Below are 15,912 nucleotides of genomic sequence, written 5' to 3'. Positions count from 1 at the left end.
TAGTGTTGGGCCTATTTTTCTTATCTCTTTTATAAATAGAAGAGAAAGTATTCTGATTTTGTGTTTTAAGCTTTTTATGCTAGAATAACGCCAGAACATAAGGAAAGGGACGAGTCATTTGGAACCCATTTATTTAGATCATGCGGCAACAACACCGCTTCATCCAACGGTCATTCAAGCGATGACTGAAAATATGCAAACGACTTTTGGCAATCCATCAAGTATTCATCAGTTTGGACGAAAGGCACACGGTCTTCTGGAAGAAGTGCGTCAAACGATTGCCGAGAGCTTACAAGCCAAACCCCACGAAATTATTTTTAATAGTGGTGGCACAGAAGGGGATAACACAGCCATCTTGGCAGTTGCTTTTTCTCGTCAAAAGGAAGGAAAACATATTATTACTACGGCAATTGAACATCCCGCTGTGTTACGAACGATGGAATACTTAGAAACGTTAGGCTTTGAAGTGACTTACTTGCCTGTGAATGAAAATGGTCAGATTTCAATGGATCAATTCAAAAAGTCTTTACGCGAAGAAACGATCTTGGTTTCAATGATGTATGGCAATAATGAAATTGGAAATCGATTACCGATTGCTGAAGTTGGTGCAATTCTTAAAAATCATTCGGCGATTTTTCATACAGATGCCGTCCAAGCTTATGGAAGTGAAGTCATTTTACCTCATGAATTAGGGATCGACTTATTAAGTATTTCCGCTCATAAAATCAATGGTCCAAAAGGCGTAGGTTTTTTATTTAAAAGCGATGCAATCCAATTACCACCTCTTTTACATGGTGGGGAACAAGAAGAAAAACGACGTGCGGGCACGGAAAACTTAGCTGGAATTATTGGCATGGGTACTGCCGTTTCATTACTAACTTCTGCAGAAAAGCAAGCAAGAAAAACAGCCTATCAAAGTTTTCAAACGATTATTTTAAAAGCGTTAGAAGAAGCCAATATTGATTTTTCAATTAATGGTGAACCAACCAATCGTTTAGCGCATGTCTTAAATCTTCATTTAAAAGGAATTCCCAGTGATTTGCTCTTAATGCATTTGGACTTAAGAGGTATTGCGATTTCAACAGGCTCGGCTTGTACAGCGGGAACTGTGGATCCTTCGCACGTGTTGACAGCGATGTATGGAGAAAATTCCTCAGCTATTAAAGAATCAATCCGGATTAGTTTTGGCTACGGGAACACACCAGAAGAAATTGCGACTTTTTCTGAAGTACTAGTTGCAGTGATTCAACAATTGAAAAAATAATCTGATTGCGGCAGCTACAGGTTTTCGCTATAATGAAGATAACAATGAAAATAATGAGGTGGAACCCATGGCATTTACAACAACGGCTGCTGTTGAAGGCTCAACAGTTTTTTACAAAGTACATCCTAGTGCAAAACGCTATACATTAAAAGATAACGGCTTTACTGAAACAAAATCAGGGAACTTTCAATTGATTCGTTCCTTAGATCCAACGCCTCAGAGAAATGAAGGCTTCAAATTGAAAATTACGATCACTGCTGATCTAAAAGAGTTGAAAATGTCCATTACAACGGCAAATGGTTTAAAACCAATGAATATTTTCAAGAATGAACAACATGAAATGAGTAAAGAAAAATACTTTTTCTTAATGGATGGCTTAATTAGCCGTGGTGTATTAGAGAAAGTAGAATAATTTAGAGAAACCTGAAGAAACAAGCGAAAGTAGCTTGTTCCTTCAGGTTTTCTGTTTATTTGAAAGCAATAGCTTGTTGGCTGTGTCTTTGTTCCAAGTGTTTTCTCATTATACGCCCGGCTTGCTTTACTTATTTCAAAAAAATAGTATAATGAAAAGCACTGAAAAGTTACGACCTTCAAATCGTGGATGATTTCAGAATCTAATTGAAATGATGGTGATAAAATGGCAGATAACAGCAAAACGCGTGTCGTGGTAGGCATGAGTGGCGGTGTCGATTCATCTGTCACAGCGTTGCTTTTAAAAGAGCAAGGCTATGATGTAATTGGGATCTTTATGAAAAATTGGGACGATACAGACGAAAATGGTGTCTGTACCGCAACTGAGGATTATAAAGATGTCGCAAAAGTAGCGGATCAAATTGGGATTCCGTATTATTCGGTCAATTTTGAAAAAGAATATTGGGACCGTGTGTTTGAATATTTTTTAGCAGAATATCGGTTAGGACGGACACCAAATCCAGATGTCATGTGTAATAAAGAAATTAAATTTAAAGCATTCCTAGATTATGCTATGCAACTAGGCGCTGACTATGTTGCAACTGGCCACTATGCGCAAGTAGAAACAGATGAAAATGGCGTAGTGCATATGTTACGTGGAATTGACAATAATAAAGACCAAACCTATTTTTTAAGCCAATTATCACAAGCCCAATTGGCAAAAACAATGTTTCCATTGGGTGGCATGGAAAAATCAGAAGTTCGTGCAATTGCTGAACGTGCTGGATTAGCCACAGCCAAGAAAAAAGACTCAACGGGCGTTTGTTTTATTGGTGAAAAGAATTTCAAAGAATTTTTGAGTAATTATTTACCAGCTAAAAAAGGCAACATGGTGACAGAAGATGGCGAAATCAAAGGACAACATGATGGTCTGATGTATTATACTATCGGTCAACGCCAAGGCTTAGGAATTGGTGGCGGCGGTAAAACACAAGAACCATGGTTTGTGATTGGGAAAGATTTAACTACCAATACATTATATGTGGGACAAGGATTTCACCATGAAAAACTATATGCAACACATTTAGAAGCTAGTGAGGTTCATTTTACTGTTGATACACCAATGCCAAAAGAGTTTGACTGTACGGCTAAATTCCGTTATCGTCAAGCAGATATTCCAGTGCATGTTTCCTTATCTGAAGATGGCACAAAAGCAACCGTTACGTTTAAGGAACCAGCGCGTGCAGTCACTCCAGGTCAAGCTGTTGTTTTTTATGATGGGATGGAATGCTTAGGGGGCGGCTTAATTGATCGCGCCTACCAAGATGAAAAAGAACTACAATACGTCTAAAAAGTTTCACGAGTTGTGAAACAAAAAGCGTATAGTTAACCAAAAGAAAAGCGGATATGCTGGTCATAAAACCAGTAAATATCCGCTTTTCTTTTTTGTTTTATATGCCTATTTTTTTTAAAATAAGAAAAAGAGAAAAATTAAAAATTCAAATTGTGGATAACTTTTCTGTGTATAACTTAGTCATCATTTTTCTCTTTTTTTAATTCGGCGGTGCTTCGACGAACCCATAGAAGGTTAAGGAGAACCAGACAAGAAGTGGAAATAAAGACCCCACGATAACCGAAAGCGGCAGATACGCTTGAACCAATCATAGGACCAATCACATTTCCTGTCGCTTGGAAAGATTGATTGTAACTGAAAATACGACCTGCAGCGTCACTTGGGGAATAACGAGTGATCAACGTTTGAACAGCTGGTAGTAAACAGGCATCGGAAATCCCAACTAAGAAACGAAGCATGGCAAGCTGCCAGACATTTTGAACAAAGGCCATTGGTAGGTAAACGAAAATGGCTAAAATTAAGCCAATTGTCAAGATGCGTTCACTGCCAATACGATCGCCTAACCGGCCGAAACGAGGGGCGGCTATTAACGTTGCAATCCCTGGAATAGAAGCAATGACTCCGCTAATTAAGGTGACATTTCCGTGACCACCCAACAATTGTTGAATATATAAACTGATGATGGGACTAATTGAATTATTGGAAGCTTGAATGATTAATGTCGTAATAAACATTCCAAGAATCACGTGGGGATGTTCTAGTTTTTTTAAAATTTGTTTCCCAGATGCGGCTTGATTTTTTTCAATTGGCACAAACTCTTCATGGACAAAGACGAGACTCAAAACAAAAACGAGTAATAAAATCGTACCAGTAATGAAAAAGGTTGGCCGATAACCGAAAATAGACGCAGTGACACCGCCCAAAAGAGGACCAAGCAACGTGCCGGTAACAGAACCAGTGGCTAAAGTACCAAGCACTTGACCGCTTTTTTCCTTAGGTGTGCCTGTAGCAACTAACGCAGTCGCATTACTGATATAACCAGAAAAAACACCTTGTAATAAGCGTAAGCCAATCAATTGATAAACACTTGTGACTGCGCCCATTAAACTAATGACGATAGCCATCCCTAATGAAGCGCGTAATAACATTAACTTGCGTCCTTTTCGGTCGGCTAAACGGCCCCACCAAGGTGAAACAATGGTTGTGACTAAAAAAGTGGAAGAGAACGTGATTCCGCTCCAAAAATTCAATTGTTGGTGGGTAAAAGTACCTAATGTGTTGATATAAAGAGGCATAAATGGCATCACTAAGCTAAAGCCAATACCAGCCATAAATGTGCCAAACCATAAAACGAGCAGATTTTTTTCCCAAGGTTGTCTTGGACGGAAAATTTTACTTTTAATTAATTCATACATTCTATTTCCTCACTTTCTAGTAAAGAAATTCAAATTTGGCTTTGGCGAGTAGTTGATCATTCAATGCTTGATGCAATTCATTCGCAAAAAAGCCTTCTTTTAAATTTAGTGGATTTTTTGTAGTGTACACATATAACGTATAGGTGTGCACACCAGAGCGAGGGCTTAACCCCAGATAACGTTCGGTTAACTCAGGTAACGTTTCAGTGGCAAGCGCAGGAATCATCTGTTTCCCCAAAGGAGAAGCAAGACTATTTTTTCCTTGAATGGTAGGCTTGAGTGCTGTTCGACTAAAGTCTTCAGGAATCTCATTGGTTACAGGAACATTGGCAGCTAACCAATGAATAAAAGGGAAACCGATTAGAGGAATCGTGTCATAATCAATTAATTCCCAGGATAAATAACGGGCTTCTTTAGGAATGGCCGCTAAAGAAATAGGAAAAGATAAAATAGGACGTTCGTGTAATAAAAATTCTGCACTGGTTCGTTTGCCATAACGATCGGCCAAATGAGAACGGTTGGTAATATGCATGCCAAACAGCCTTCTTTCAAAAATGATGTTTACAAATTATTATTATAAACTATAATTTATAGTTTAAAAAGAGTCAATAGATATGATAAACTAATACTTGTCCAAAATTTAAGAATTGGAGGCGTCAGAAAGATGGCAAAAAAACGGAATTTAACGAAAGCCAAAATCCTTGAAAGTGCCCGCAATCTAGCGGAAGAATTGGGCGTTCAACAATTAACCTTTCAAAATTTAGCCGTTGATTTAGGCATCAAGTATCCTTCACTCTATAATCACTTTAAAAATATTGCTGAAGTAAAAAATGCTCTAGTGGACTTGTTAATTCAAGAATTAAATGATGCATTGCGAAGAGCCTTAGTGGGTAAGAGTGGCGCAGAAGCAATTCGGATATATGCTGAAACGTACCAACAATTTGCTTTTGAAAATTCTGCAGTCTATGAATTACTTATCAGTGTGCCGAAAACGCAAAACCAACAATTAATTGAAGGCATCCATGAAACCAATCAAATTATCTTACAACTTTTAGCTTTTTATCCATTTAATAATGAAGAACGACTGCATAAAAGTCGAGAATTACGTAGCTTAATCCATGGTTATATTACCTTACGTTTTTTAGGTTATTTTCAACGCGAAGAAGCCACGCCGGAAGAAAGTTATCGTCGCATGATTGAAGATTTTATTGTTTCTTTAGAAGTGGCAGGATAAAATAAATTTCAAAAATTTCTCAGTCCGAAACCAAATCCTTGCAACTTTTTCAGAAAGTGACTATGATACCTACAGTAGCAAAAAAAGGAGCGGTTCAATGTATCAAGTAATTACAATGTATGGCGACAATGAACCTTGGTGGTTTTTTGATGATTGGCAAGAGGACATTGTTCAAGAAAAAACCTTCGATAACTTGACCGATGCAGAGACATATTATGTGGAAGTTTGGCAAAAACTTTCTCAGAATTATACATACGTCAACACAAAGCCTAATTATTTAACGGCTTTCTGGAATGATGGGGAAGAACGCTGGTGTGAAGAATGCGATGAAGATTTACAACAATACTTCGGTTTAGCATTACTAGAAAATCATCATGCGGTTACTTTTGAAAATAAAGCTGAGTTTACCACAATATCCAATCATTTTGGCAAAACAAAATTCTGCAAACGGAAAGTTATTTGAAACGCATGAGTTTAAAGAAAAACCTCAGGGAATTTTCTTTAAACTCTTTTTCTATTCTCGGAATTTAGAGAAAATCGAACCAATATTTGGTATAATACGAAAAGATAGCACTCAAAAAGGAGCGAAACTAGTGGTTGCAAAACAATTAATTATTGCTGAAAAACCTAGCGTAGCAAAAGATTTAAGCCGCGTTTTAGGAGCAAATAAAAAAAATAAGAATTATTATGAAGGACCCAACGTGATTGTCACATGGGCTTTAGGCCATCTCTTAGGACTAAAAATGCCAGAAGATTTAAACAAAGAATGGCAAACGTGGCAAATGGAAACTTTACCGATGATTCCTAAGAATTTAGGGATTAAGCCGTTACCGAAAACGGGACATCAATTAAAAGCGATTAAACAATTAGCCAATCGTAAAGATGTTTCTGAAGCCGTGATTGCCACTGATGCTGGTCGTGAAGGTGAATTGGTGGCCCGCTGGATTTTAGAATATGTCCGTTTTAACAAACCAGTCAAACGCTTATGGATTTCATCTCAAACAGACAAAGCCATTAAAGACGGGTTTAAGAAAATTCGCCCAGCGAAAGACTACGATAATTTGTATTACTCTGCCTTGGCGCGCGCAAAAGCTGACTGGTTAGTGGGGCTAAACGTCACACGGGCCTTGACAGTGAAATATCAAGATAACTTATCCGCAGGTCGTGTTCAAACACCAACTTTAGCAATGGTACGCCAACAAGAAAAAACGATTGAACAATTTAAGCCTCAAACTTATTTTACTATCTCGTTATCTGTTGAATCAGAAAAAGCAAAGATGACCCAAAAAAATCCATACGCTTTAAAAGAACGGCAGGAAGCAGAACAATTAGTCAAAGAACTCTCAAAACAAAAGGGCTTAGTTACCGATATCCAAGAAAAAGTTAAAACAGAAAACGCGCCGTTACCGTATGATCTAACCGAAATCCAGCGTGAAGCCAACCAGCGATTCCAATTTTCTGCAAAGAAAACGTTGTCTCTTGTACAAAGTTTATACGAAACCCATAAAATTGTTTCCTATCCTCGAACTGACAGCAAATATCTAACGACGGATATGAAAGGAACGATAAAAGAGCGCCTTCAAGCTATTGCTGATTTTTCACCAGAAGTGAAAGGCTACCTTAAAAATGGGGCCGTTGTTAAACAACAAAAAGTTTTCCAAAATGCAAAAGTCACGGATCACCATGGGTTGATTCCAACTGAACAACGTCCTCGTTATGAAAAGCTAAGCAATGATGAACAAAAAATCTATCAAATGATTGTTCAACGATTCTTAGGTTTGTTTGCTGAGCCAAACCAAACCAAACAAACAAAAGTTACAGTCGCTTTTGGAAAAGAAACATTTGTCTTTCATCAAAATAAAGTAGTTGTTGCTGGCTGGAAAACAACAGCCGAACAGCCGCTATCCACTGTCCAATGGCAAAAAGGCATGACCGTTGCGCCAAACTTTACCATTAACAAAGAATTAACATCGCCGCCAAAACCATTAACCGAAGGAACGTTGTTAGGAAAAATGGAGAAACACAGTTTAGGCACACCGGCAACGCGAGCTGAAATTATTGAAAAACTGATTAAATCAGAATTGATGGAACGAACCAATAGCGGTTTAAGTGTCTCTGCCAAAGGAAAGCAACTATTAGACTTGGTGAATCCATCACTTGTGACACCTGAACTAACGGAAAAATGGGAAAAATCGCTCGAAGCAATCGCTTCGGGTCAACAAAAGAGTCAACTTTTCTTAAAGGATATTGAAGAGGATACGAAAAAATTAGTCCGTGAAATTAAACAAAGCGAGAAAAAATATCAAGATTTTTCCATTACGCAAAAAAAATGTCCAGATTGTGGCTCAAACTTACGGGAAAAAAATACGAAAGATGGGAAGATTTACGTTTGTACAAACCAAGAATGTTCTTATCGTCGGCGAAAAGATCCTAAAGTATCCAATCACCGTTGCCCACAATGTCATAAAAAAATGGTCATCATAGAAGGAAAAAATGGTCGTTCTTTCAAATGTAAATTCTGTTCGATTACTGAAAAAATTCCCGATAAAAAAGAACGAAAACAAAAAATGACTAAACATGAAGAACGTCGTTTGATGAAAAAATATTCACAACCAGACGAACCAGAAGAAAGTGCTTTAGCACAGGCCTTAAAAGCCGCTATGAACCAAGAGTAGCGATTTGACGAATGTTGGCTCTAAATAATCAAGTCATCCTTGTTGGTCTTTAGTAAACTTTCAAATAGAAAGAGAGGGACACGGATGCTCGCAAATTTGAATCAAGCAATGGATTATATTGAAGAACATTTAACGGAAGAAGTATCCTTCGATGAATTGGCGAAAAAGACAGGGATTTCTGTTTACCATTTTAAACGAACTTTTTCGTTTATTGCGGGGATGAGTCTGGCTGAGTATATTAAAAAGAGACGTTTGGCGGAAGCAAATTTAGCATTACTTGCTGGTGAAAAAGTGACAGATGTAGCTTTTAAATATGGTTATCAAAGTATTGAAGGATTCTCAAGAGCCTTTCGCGATTGGTCAGGACAAGCCCCTTCTGAAGTAATGAAAACACAAATCCAAAAAACGTTCCCTAAATTCTCTTTCTATATTGATATTAAAGGAGGACAATCAATGGATGTTAAATTGATTGAAAAACCAGCGTTTCAAATAGTCGGAGTTAGTCAGAAGGTTCCCTTGCAGTATCAAGGGGAAAATCAAGCAATCATGGAATTGGCACAGCGCATTACACCACAACAACGAGCGGAAATGCATACATTTGATGACATATATCCTCATCAAGTAGTAAATGCTTCTTTTGACTTTCAAGAGGGACGAACAACAGAAGGTGGAGAAATGACACACATGATTGGCTTTGCCACTTCGCAAGAAAATACCTATGAAGATTTGGAGCAACTAAGCGTACCTGCTCATACATGGGCGGTTTTTCCAAATGAAGGTCCTTTCCCACAAACTTTACAAGAAACCTGGGCAAGGATATTCTCTGAATGGTTGCCTTCATCTGGTTACCAAGTCGTTGCAGCACCAGAAATTTCGTTTACGCAATATCAAGGACCAGCAGAAGCTAAGTACAGTGAAATCTGGCTCGCTGTTACAGCTACTAAATAAAGAAAACCCACCATTGAAAAATGGTGGGTTTTTCCGCCAAGAAGGAGAAAGTTTGGTATAATAAACGTGAAGAAAAAAATCAGACCTTTCTAAACTGAAATCTAGCTATGGATAAGTGATGCGAATACGGAATCATGGAGAAAAAATAATTCTCCGAGGTTTTAGAGTCATGTTGTTTAGAATGGTACCAAAACGTTTCGGCAAGGCGAACCCTGGTATTTGGTGTTTTAGAGCCATGTTGTTAAAAAACAAACTATCACCTCAAGCAATCCGTAATTTTCATCACAAGATTAGAATTTTTATCATCAAAGCCGAGCTACTTCAATTTTCGGAAACTAATCAAGTGATAAGTCAAAATGTTGATAGATTGAGATTAGTTCTTCCTTTTTTTAGGAAGGGCTTTTTTTATTGATAGAAGAAAGGGAAGAAATCTTGGTAGCACCTAAAAAAATTGTGAGAAATGCTTCTGTATTGTTTGGTTTCTGCCTCAGAAAGTTGTATACTTAGATTGGAATTATTCTATATTACATGCATTTTCACACTTTTTGGAAAAGTTCACTTGAATTTTCTTTTAGTTTTGTAGATAAAAGGAGTCATCGCTAATGGAAATGAACAATTCAGGTAAGCTTGTTTCTTTGTGTGGAGGCAAATCAGGGAGGAAATAATATGTTTGATATTGTAACATTGGCGAGAATCCAATTTGCGATGACAACAGTTTTCCACTTTTTCTTCGTACCGTTTTCAATAGGATTAGCACTTGTTGTAGCAATTATGGAAACAATGTACGTTGTGAAAAAAGAGGAACGTTATCGTAAAATGGCCAAGTTTTGGGGAAATATATTCCTATTAAGCTTCGCTGTTGGGGTTGTAACCGGGATTATTCAAGAATTTCAGTTTGGGATGAACTGGTCTGATTATTCTCGATTCGTCGGAGATATTTTTGGGGCACCGTTGGCGGTAGAAGCGCTCTTAGCTTTCTTCTTAGAGTCAACATTCTTAGGTTTATGGATCTTTACTTGGGATAAAATGAATCCAAAAGTTCACGTAACCTTTATCTGGTTAGTCGTATTCGGTTCAATGATGTCTGCTTTCTGGATTTTAGTTGCCAATAGTTTTATGCAACATCCAGTAGGTTATGTCATCAATAATGGCCGTGCTGAAATGGTGGACTTTGTAGCTGTCATCAGCAATCCAAAAGTTTGGTATGAATTTTCACACGTTATCATGGGCGCCTTTACATTGGGCGGCATGGCAGTAGCTGGTATGGCTGCTTTCCAATTGTTGAAAAAACGGGATATTTCATTCCACAAAGCATCTATGCGCATTGGTTTATGGGTTACTTTGTTCGGTTCAATCGGCGTTTTATTAGCTGGCGACTTGCAAATGAAAGCTCTAATTGAAGGACAACCAATGAAATTTGCGGCGATGGAGGGGGCCTATGAAGACTCTGATGATCCTGCTGCTTGGACATTGATTGCTTGGGCAGATGAACGGGAACATAAACAAGTTTTTGGTATCGATATTCCGTATATGCTAAGTATTTTATCGTATAACAAATTATCAGGTTCGGTTGATGGAATGGATACAGTCAACAAGCGCTTGGTAGAAAAATATGGGGATGATAAAAATTATTATCCACCAGTTAACACTTTATTCTGGAGCTTCCGTATCATGGCTGGTTTTGGTGCCTTAATGTTATTGGTTGCTGCCTTAGGACTATTCTTTACAAGGAAGAAAAAACCATCTCTGTACGAGAAGAAATGGATGCTGTGGATTGTTGCTTTATGTACGTTCGCACCATTCCTTGCGAATACAACAGGTTGGTTAGTCACTGAATTAGGTCGTTATCCCTGGACTGTCTATGGATTATTTACGATTGAACAAAGTGTTTCACCAAATGTATCGGTTGCTTCATTAATTACGTCAAATGTCATTTATTTCTTATTATTTGCTGGTTTAGGTAGTGTCATGGTTTACTTGGTCATTTTAGAATTACGTAAAGGACCAGACTATGAAGCGAAAAAATTAGCGAAAGAAAATGAACCAGCGTTGGATCCATTTGATAAGGGGGTATTTGGCGAATGAGTACACTACAATTATTATGGTTTGTCCTTATCGGCGTCTTGTTCTCAGGTTTCTTCTTCTTAGAAGGATTTGACTTTGGTGTTGGAATGGCCGTTCAAACGTTGGCACACAATGACGACGAAAAAGATCAAGTCGTTGCAACAATTGGACCTGTTTGGGACGGAAACGAAGTTTGGCTATTAACAGCGGGCGGCGCAATGTTTGCCTCTTTCCCATATTGGTATGCTTCATTATTTAGTGGCTACTATTTAATTCTATTTACGATTTTATTTGGCTTAATTATTCGCGGAGTTTCCTTTGAATTCCGCCACAACATGCCGGAAGGTAAACGTCGTCGGATGTGGAACTGGACGCTATCAATTGGTAGTTTCCTTGTACCGTTCTTCTTTGGTATTTTGTTTATCAGCTTAGTCCAAGGGATGCCTTTAGATGCAAACGGCAATATGCATGCGCAATTTACGGATTATTTTAATCTGTTTTCAATTGTTGGTGGAGTAGCCTTAACATTACTTTGCTACTTACACGGCATGAACTATATTGCTTTAAAAACAGAAGGCCCAATTCGCGAACGTGCTCGAAATTATGCAGAAATCTTATACGGCGTTTTATATGTTGGTTTAGTTGTTTTTGCAGTGTTGATGTACTTCAAAACGGACTTTTATGAAAAGAACTTTGCGGTCACTTTAATTTTAACGTTAGCAATTGTGGTCTTAACGGTTATTGCCAATGTTGGGGTGTTTAAACGCAAAGAGATGTTAGCTTTTCTAGCGAGTGGTTTAACATTAGTTGTACTAGTTGCTCTCTTGTTCAGTGGCTTGTTCCCACGTGTTATGATTGGTAGTGAAGGTTTTGATTTGTTGATTAAAGATGCAACAAGCACACCATATACACTAAAAATTATGACGTGGATTTCTTTAAGCATTTTACCATTCGTGTTAGCTTATACTGCTTGGTCCTATTATATTTTCAGAAAACGTATTTCACAGACAGCCGTACCAGAGGGGTATTAAATCTATGATTGATAAAGACATCTTACAGATGCCTAAAATCAAAAAAATTCTTGTCTTGCTTGCAGGTTTTTCTTTCCTGCAAGCAGTCTTTATAATTGGGCAAGCTTTTTTTCTTTCAAAAGCCATTGTCGGCCTTTGGAGTGGCGGGCATCTTAACCAACAACTACAGAGTATTTTACTCTTTTTTATTTTTTATCTTGGTCGACATGTTATTACGTATTTTCGTGAGAGAATGCTCGATACATTTAGTTATGAACGCTCGAAAGAATTACGCGAACAATTATTAACCAAAATTTTCCGTTTGGGGCCAAATGTTGTTCAAAAAAATGGAACTGGAAATATGGTTACCATGGCTTTAGAAGGCATCAGTCAAACCGAAAATTATTTACAATTGATTTTGACAAAAATGATGAATATGATGATTATTCCTTGGATTATTTTGGCCTTTGTTTTTACACAAGATATTCGTTCAGGCGTAACATTGCTGATTGTTTTTCCGATTATTATTATTTTTATGATTGTGTTAGGTTATGCAGCACAAAGTAAAGCGGACAAGCAATATGCGGCGTTTCAAATGCTTTCCAATCATTTTATTGATTCCTTACGAGGAATTGACACGCTGAAACTGTTTGGGTTGAGTAAAAAATATGCTGGGAGTATTTACCATACAAGTGAACGATTCAGAAAAGCGACCATGAGTACATTGAAAATTGCTATTTTATCAACCTTTGCGTTAGACTTTTTTACGACATTATCGGTAGCTGTTGTGGCAGTTTTCCTTGGATTAAGTTTATTAAACGGCACGATTTTATTATTTCCTGCCTTAGTTACTTTAATTTTAGCACCTGAGTTCTTTTTACCGATTCGTGATTTTTCAAGTGATTATCACGCAACCTTAGATGGAAAAAACTCTTTTCAAGCGATCCAAGCGGTATTAGCATTGCCAGAAGCAGAACAGACCGATGTGTTAACGTTAGATGATTGGCATCAAGAAAGTCAGTTGTCAGTCACAGCGTTAAATTTTTCCTATGAAGATGCAACGCAAGAAGCGATTCAATCGTTGCAATTCTCTGTTGATGGTCGTAAAAAGATTGGAATTATTGGGGCGAGTGGTTCTGGTAAGTCAACGTTAATTAATTTATTAAGTGGCTTTTTATTACCAACAGAAGAAACGAGTCAATTGGCGATAAATGGCCAAACGATTCCACATTTTTTACAAAAAGACTGGCAAAAACAAATCCTTTATATTCCGCAAGCACCATATATTTTCCAAGATACTTTGGCAAACAATATTCGCTTTTATACACCTGAAGCGACAGATGAGGCAATTCAGCAAGCGATTCAGTTAGTTGGCTTAGACGAGCTGGTTAAAGACCTTCCCGAAGGAATTCATACCTTAATTGGGGAAAGTGGTCGAATGTTAAGTGGGGGACAAGCGCAACGAGTAGCGTTGGCCCGCGCCTTTGTCGATCAAAAACGCCACGTCTTGCTGTTTGATGAGCCGACAGCGCATTTGGATATTGAAACAGAAGTTGAAATGAAAGAGCGCATGTTGCCATTAATGAACGATCATCTCGTCTTCTTTGCGACACATCGTCTTCATTGGATGGAAGAAATGGATTACATTTTAGTGATGGAAAAAGGTCAATTAGTGGAACAAGGAACGCTAGCAGAGTTGATTGAAAAAGATGGCTACTATGTTCAATTAATGAAGCAAATGAGAGGAGGACGCCAATGATGGAAAAACAGCCGACAACGAAAGACGTTTGGAAAAACGATCAATGGGTTCGTCCTTTCTTAAAACGCTATAAAAAAACCTTGTATTTTGCCTTACTTTTAGGCTTCTTGACGTTCTTTAGCGCAGGGGCATTAATGTTTACGTCTGGTTACTTAATCAGTCGTGCGGCTTCCTTACCAGAGAATATTTTATTAATTTATATTCCCATTGTTTTAACAAGAGCATTTGGGATTGGCCGTCCTGTTTTTCGTTATGTGGAGCGTCTAACGAGTCATAACTGGGTGTTAAAAATGACCTCTGATCTGCGCTTGAAACTTTATAATGTACTAGAAAAAGATGCGATTTTCTTTAAGACAAAATATCGCACTGGGGATATCTTAGGTTTGCTTTCAGAGGATATTAATCATATCCAAAACTTGTATTTACGAACGATTTTCCCAACCGTTATTGCTTGGATTTTGTATATCTTTTTAGTGATTGCGTTAGGTTTCTTTTCTTGGTGGTTTGCTTTATGCATGTTACTGATGTTAGGAGTGATTGTTTTTCTATTGCCACTTGTTTCAGTTCTGGTGAATGGTGCGCGTCAAGAAAAACATAAATATGCCAAAAATGAGTTATATCAAACACTAACCGACAATATTCTAGGTGTGTCTGATTGGGTATTTAGTCAACGAGGCTCTGAATTCGTTGCTCGTTATGAAACAGATGAAGCAAACGTTCGTGTATTAGATGAAAAAATGAAGCAATTTAACCGTGGCCGAGACTTTGTTTTACAACTTCTGTTCGGTGTGATTGCGATTGCTGTCTTAGCTTGGACTAGTGTGCGGTTTCCAGGTAATCATGGGGGCGCAGCCAATTGGATTGGTGCCTTTGTTTTAACCGTTTTTCCGTTAATTGATGCTTTTGCTCCGCTACCTGCTGCAGCACAGGAAACAACGATTTATAAGGATTCCATTCGTCGTTTTAATGGGCTTCCTGAAGGGGAAGACGGCTCAACAGAAACGCCTGTTCAGCCAAATGGCACCAGTTTATCGATAGAACATTTGTCTTTTGCATATGAAAATCAAGCGAAAAAGGTATTAAATGACTTATCGTTAACAATTCCTGAAAAACAAAAATTAGCGATTTTAGGGCGCAGTGGTTCCGGAAAGAGTACGTTGGCTTCGCTCATTCGTGGTGATTTACGACCTACTTCGGGAGAAATCCTTTTAGGAAACATCCCAACTGAGGCATTTGGTGAGACGATGACTGAATATATTGGGGTTATGCACCAAGCACCGTACCTATTTCGAACAACCATTTTAAATAATATTCGGATTGGTAGAGAAGAAGCGAGCGAAGCAGAAGTTTGGGCGGTTTTAGAAAAAGTTGGCTTAAAAGAAATGGTTGCCCAATTACCAGAAGGTTTACAAACAATGGTGGATGAAGCAGGTTTGCGTTTTTCTGGTGGCGAACGACATCGCTTGGCACTGGCGCGGATTCTTTTGCAAGATACACCGATTGTGTTATTAGACGAACCAACTACTGGTTTAGATCCAATTACAGAACAGCAATTGCTGGAAACCTTTTTTGAGGCATTAAAAGATAAAACCGTCATCTGGATTACCCACCATTTGCAAGGCGTAACTTTGATGGATCAAGTGATCTTTATTGAAGATGGTCAATTAGAGATGAGTGGTACGCCAGAGGAATTACTTGCAACCAATGCGCATTATCAGAAACTTTACCGAATTGATCGTGGCATTAGTTCTTTCGAGGAATAAAAAAACGACTGGTTG

The 15,912-nt window shown here is 38.1% G+C and carries 13 protein-coding genes; 11 read left to right on the top strand and 2 right to left on the bottom strand.

Features of this window, described 5'->3' with window-relative positions; all coding sequences use genetic code 11:
* Positions 1 to 118: 118 nt before the first annotated feature.
* From AB3I34_RS04440 to mnmA, 3 genes are all read left to right on the top strand, one after another.
* Positions 119 to 1,264, top strand: coding sequence for a cysteine desulfurase family protein (locus AB3I34_RS04440; protein ID WP_002360007.1), 1,146 nt, complete (start codon positions 119 to 121; stop codon positions 1,262 to 1,264).
* Positions 1,265 to 1,331: 67 nt separating this feature from the next.
* Positions 1,332 to 1,676 carry a DUF1831 domain-containing protein gene (locus AB3I34_RS04435; protein ID WP_002356959.1) on the top strand — a complete coding sequence of 115 codons (345 nt, stop codon included), beginning with the start codon at positions 1,332 to 1,334 and terminating at the stop codon, positions 1,674 to 1,676.
* Positions 1,677 to 1,901: 225 nt separating this feature from the next.
* Complete coding sequence (gene mnmA / locus AB3I34_RS04430) at positions 1,902 to 3,026, top strand: tRNA 2-thiouridine(34) synthase MnmA (protein ID WP_002362075.1); 1,125 nt, start codon at positions 1,902 to 1,904, stop codon at positions 3,024 to 3,026.
* A gap of 179 nt (positions 3,027 to 3,205) precedes the next feature.
* Here the strand turns inward: mnmA and AB3I34_RS04425 are convergent, their stop codons facing one another.
* Entirely contained in the window at positions 3,206 to 4,444 is a 1,239-nt protein-coding gene (locus AB3I34_RS04425) for a multidrug efflux MFS transporter (protein ID WP_002362074.1), read from the bottom strand.
* A 16-nt stretch (positions 4,445 to 4,460) separates the two neighbouring features.
* The gene (locus tag AB3I34_RS04420; RefSeq protein WP_002379586.1) at positions 4,461 to 4,976 is read right to left on the bottom strand and encodes a YbhB/YbcL family Raf kinase inhibitor-like protein; all 516 of its coding nucleotides are present in this window, start codon (positions 4,974 to 4,976) and stop codon (positions 4,461 to 4,463) included.
* A gap of 132 nt (positions 4,977 to 5,108) precedes the next feature.
* On the opposite strand from AB3I34_RS04420, the gene AB3I34_RS04415 reads away from it, so the two are divergent.
* The 8 genes from AB3I34_RS04415 to cydC all read left to right on the top strand — a co-directional run bounded on the left by AB3I34_RS04415 (position 5,109) and on the right by cydC (position 15,897).
* A complete protein-coding gene (locus tag AB3I34_RS04415; RefSeq protein ID WP_002379584.1) occupies positions 5,109 to 5,678 on the top strand; it encodes a TetR/AcrR family transcriptional regulator in 570 nt (189 codons plus the stop codon).
* A gap of 97 nt (positions 5,679 to 5,775) precedes the next feature.
* The gene (locus AB3I34_RS04410; RefSeq protein ID WP_002356966.1) at positions 5,776 to 6,141 is read left to right on the top strand and encodes a DUF1033 family protein; all 366 of its coding nucleotides are present in this window, start codon (positions 5,776 to 5,778) and stop codon (positions 6,139 to 6,141) included.
* Positions 6,142 to 6,271: 130 nt separating this feature from the next.
* Positions 6,272 to 8,353, top strand: a complete 2,082-nt coding sequence (locus tag AB3I34_RS04405; RefSeq protein WP_085444224.1) for a DNA topoisomerase III — start codon at positions 6,272 to 6,274, stop codon at positions 8,351 to 8,353.
* 84 nt (positions 8,354 to 8,437) lie between these two features.
* Positions 8,438 to 9,301, top strand: a complete 864-nt coding sequence (locus AB3I34_RS04400) for an AraC family transcriptional regulator (RefSeq protein ID WP_002369920.1) — start codon at positions 8,438 to 8,440, stop codon at positions 9,299 to 9,301.
* 666 nt (positions 9,302 to 9,967) lie between these two features.
* On the top strand, positions 9,968 to 11,386 hold the full coding sequence (locus AB3I34_RS04395; protein WP_002356974.1) for a cytochrome ubiquinol oxidase subunit I: 1,419 nt from the start codon (positions 9,968 to 9,970) through the stop codon (positions 11,384 to 11,386).
* On the top strand, positions 11,383 to 12,396 hold the full coding sequence (cydB, locus tag AB3I34_RS04390; protein ID WP_002356976.1) for a cytochrome d ubiquinol oxidase subunit II: 1,014 nt from the start codon (positions 11,383 to 11,385) through the stop codon (positions 12,394 to 12,396). Before AB3I34_RS04395 ends, cydB begins: the two co-directional genes overlap by 4 nt.
* A 4-nt stretch (positions 12,397 to 12,400) precedes the next feature.
* Entirely contained in the window at positions 12,401 to 14,134 is a 1,734-nt protein-coding gene (cydD, locus tag AB3I34_RS04385) for a thiol reductant ABC exporter subunit CydD (protein ID WP_002377046.1), read from the top strand.
* Positions 14,131 to 15,897 (top strand): thiol reductant ABC exporter subunit CydC, encoded by a 1,767-nt coding sequence (gene cydC, locus AB3I34_RS04380; protein WP_085444225.1) that lies wholly within the window; start codon positions 14,131 to 14,133, stop codon positions 15,895 to 15,897. Before cydD ends, cydC begins: the two co-directional genes overlap by 4 nt.
* Positions 15,898 to 15,912 lie beyond the last annotated feature (15 nt).

The sequence above is a fragment of the Enterococcus sp. C102(2024) genome (assembly GCF_040888205.1).
Lineage (GTDB): Bacteria > Bacillota > Bacilli > Lactobacillales > Enterococcaceae > Enterococcus > Enterococcus faecalis.
This window is presented reverse-complemented; position numbering and strand designations above follow the sequence as displayed.

Coding starts and splice junctions, on each gene's coding strand:
- AB3I34_RS04425 (WP_002362074.1), bottom strand. CDS start 4,444: ATGTATGAATTAATTAAAAGTAAAATTTTCCGTCCAAGACAACCTTGG.
- AB3I34_RS04400 (WP_002369920.1), top strand. CDS start 8,438: ATGCTCGCAAATTTGAATCAAGCAATGGATTATATTGAAGAACATTTA.
- cydB (WP_002356976.1), top strand. CDS start 11,383: ATGAGTACACTACAATTATTATGGTTTGTCCTTATCGGCGTCTTGTTC.
- AB3I34_RS04420 (WP_002379586.1), bottom strand. CDS start 4,976: ATGCATATTACCAACCGTTCTCATTTGGCCGATCGTTATGGCAAACGA.
- AB3I34_RS04435 (WP_002356959.1), top strand. CDS start 1,332: ATGGCATTTACAACAACGGCTGCTGTTGAAGGCTCAACAGTTTTTTAC.
- cydD (WP_002377046.1), top strand. CDS start 12,401: ATGATTGATAAAGACATCTTACAGATGCCTAAAATCAAAAAAATTCTT.
- AB3I34_RS04410 (WP_002356966.1), top strand. CDS start 5,776: ATGTATCAAGTAATTACAATGTATGGCGACAATGAACCTTGGTGGTTT.
- AB3I34_RS04395 (WP_002356974.1), top strand. CDS start 9,968: ATGTTTGATATTGTAACATTGGCGAGAATCCAATTTGCGATGACAACA.
- AB3I34_RS04415 (WP_002379584.1), top strand. CDS start 5,109: ATGGCAAAAAAACGGAATTTAACGAAAGCCAAAATCCTTGAAAGTGCC.
- cydC (WP_085444225.1), top strand. CDS start 14,131: ATGATGGAAAAACAGCCGACAACGAAAGACGTTTGGAAAAACGATCAA.
- mnmA (WP_002362075.1), top strand. CDS start 1,902: ATGGCAGATAACAGCAAAACGCGTGTCGTGGTAGGCATGAGTGGCGGT.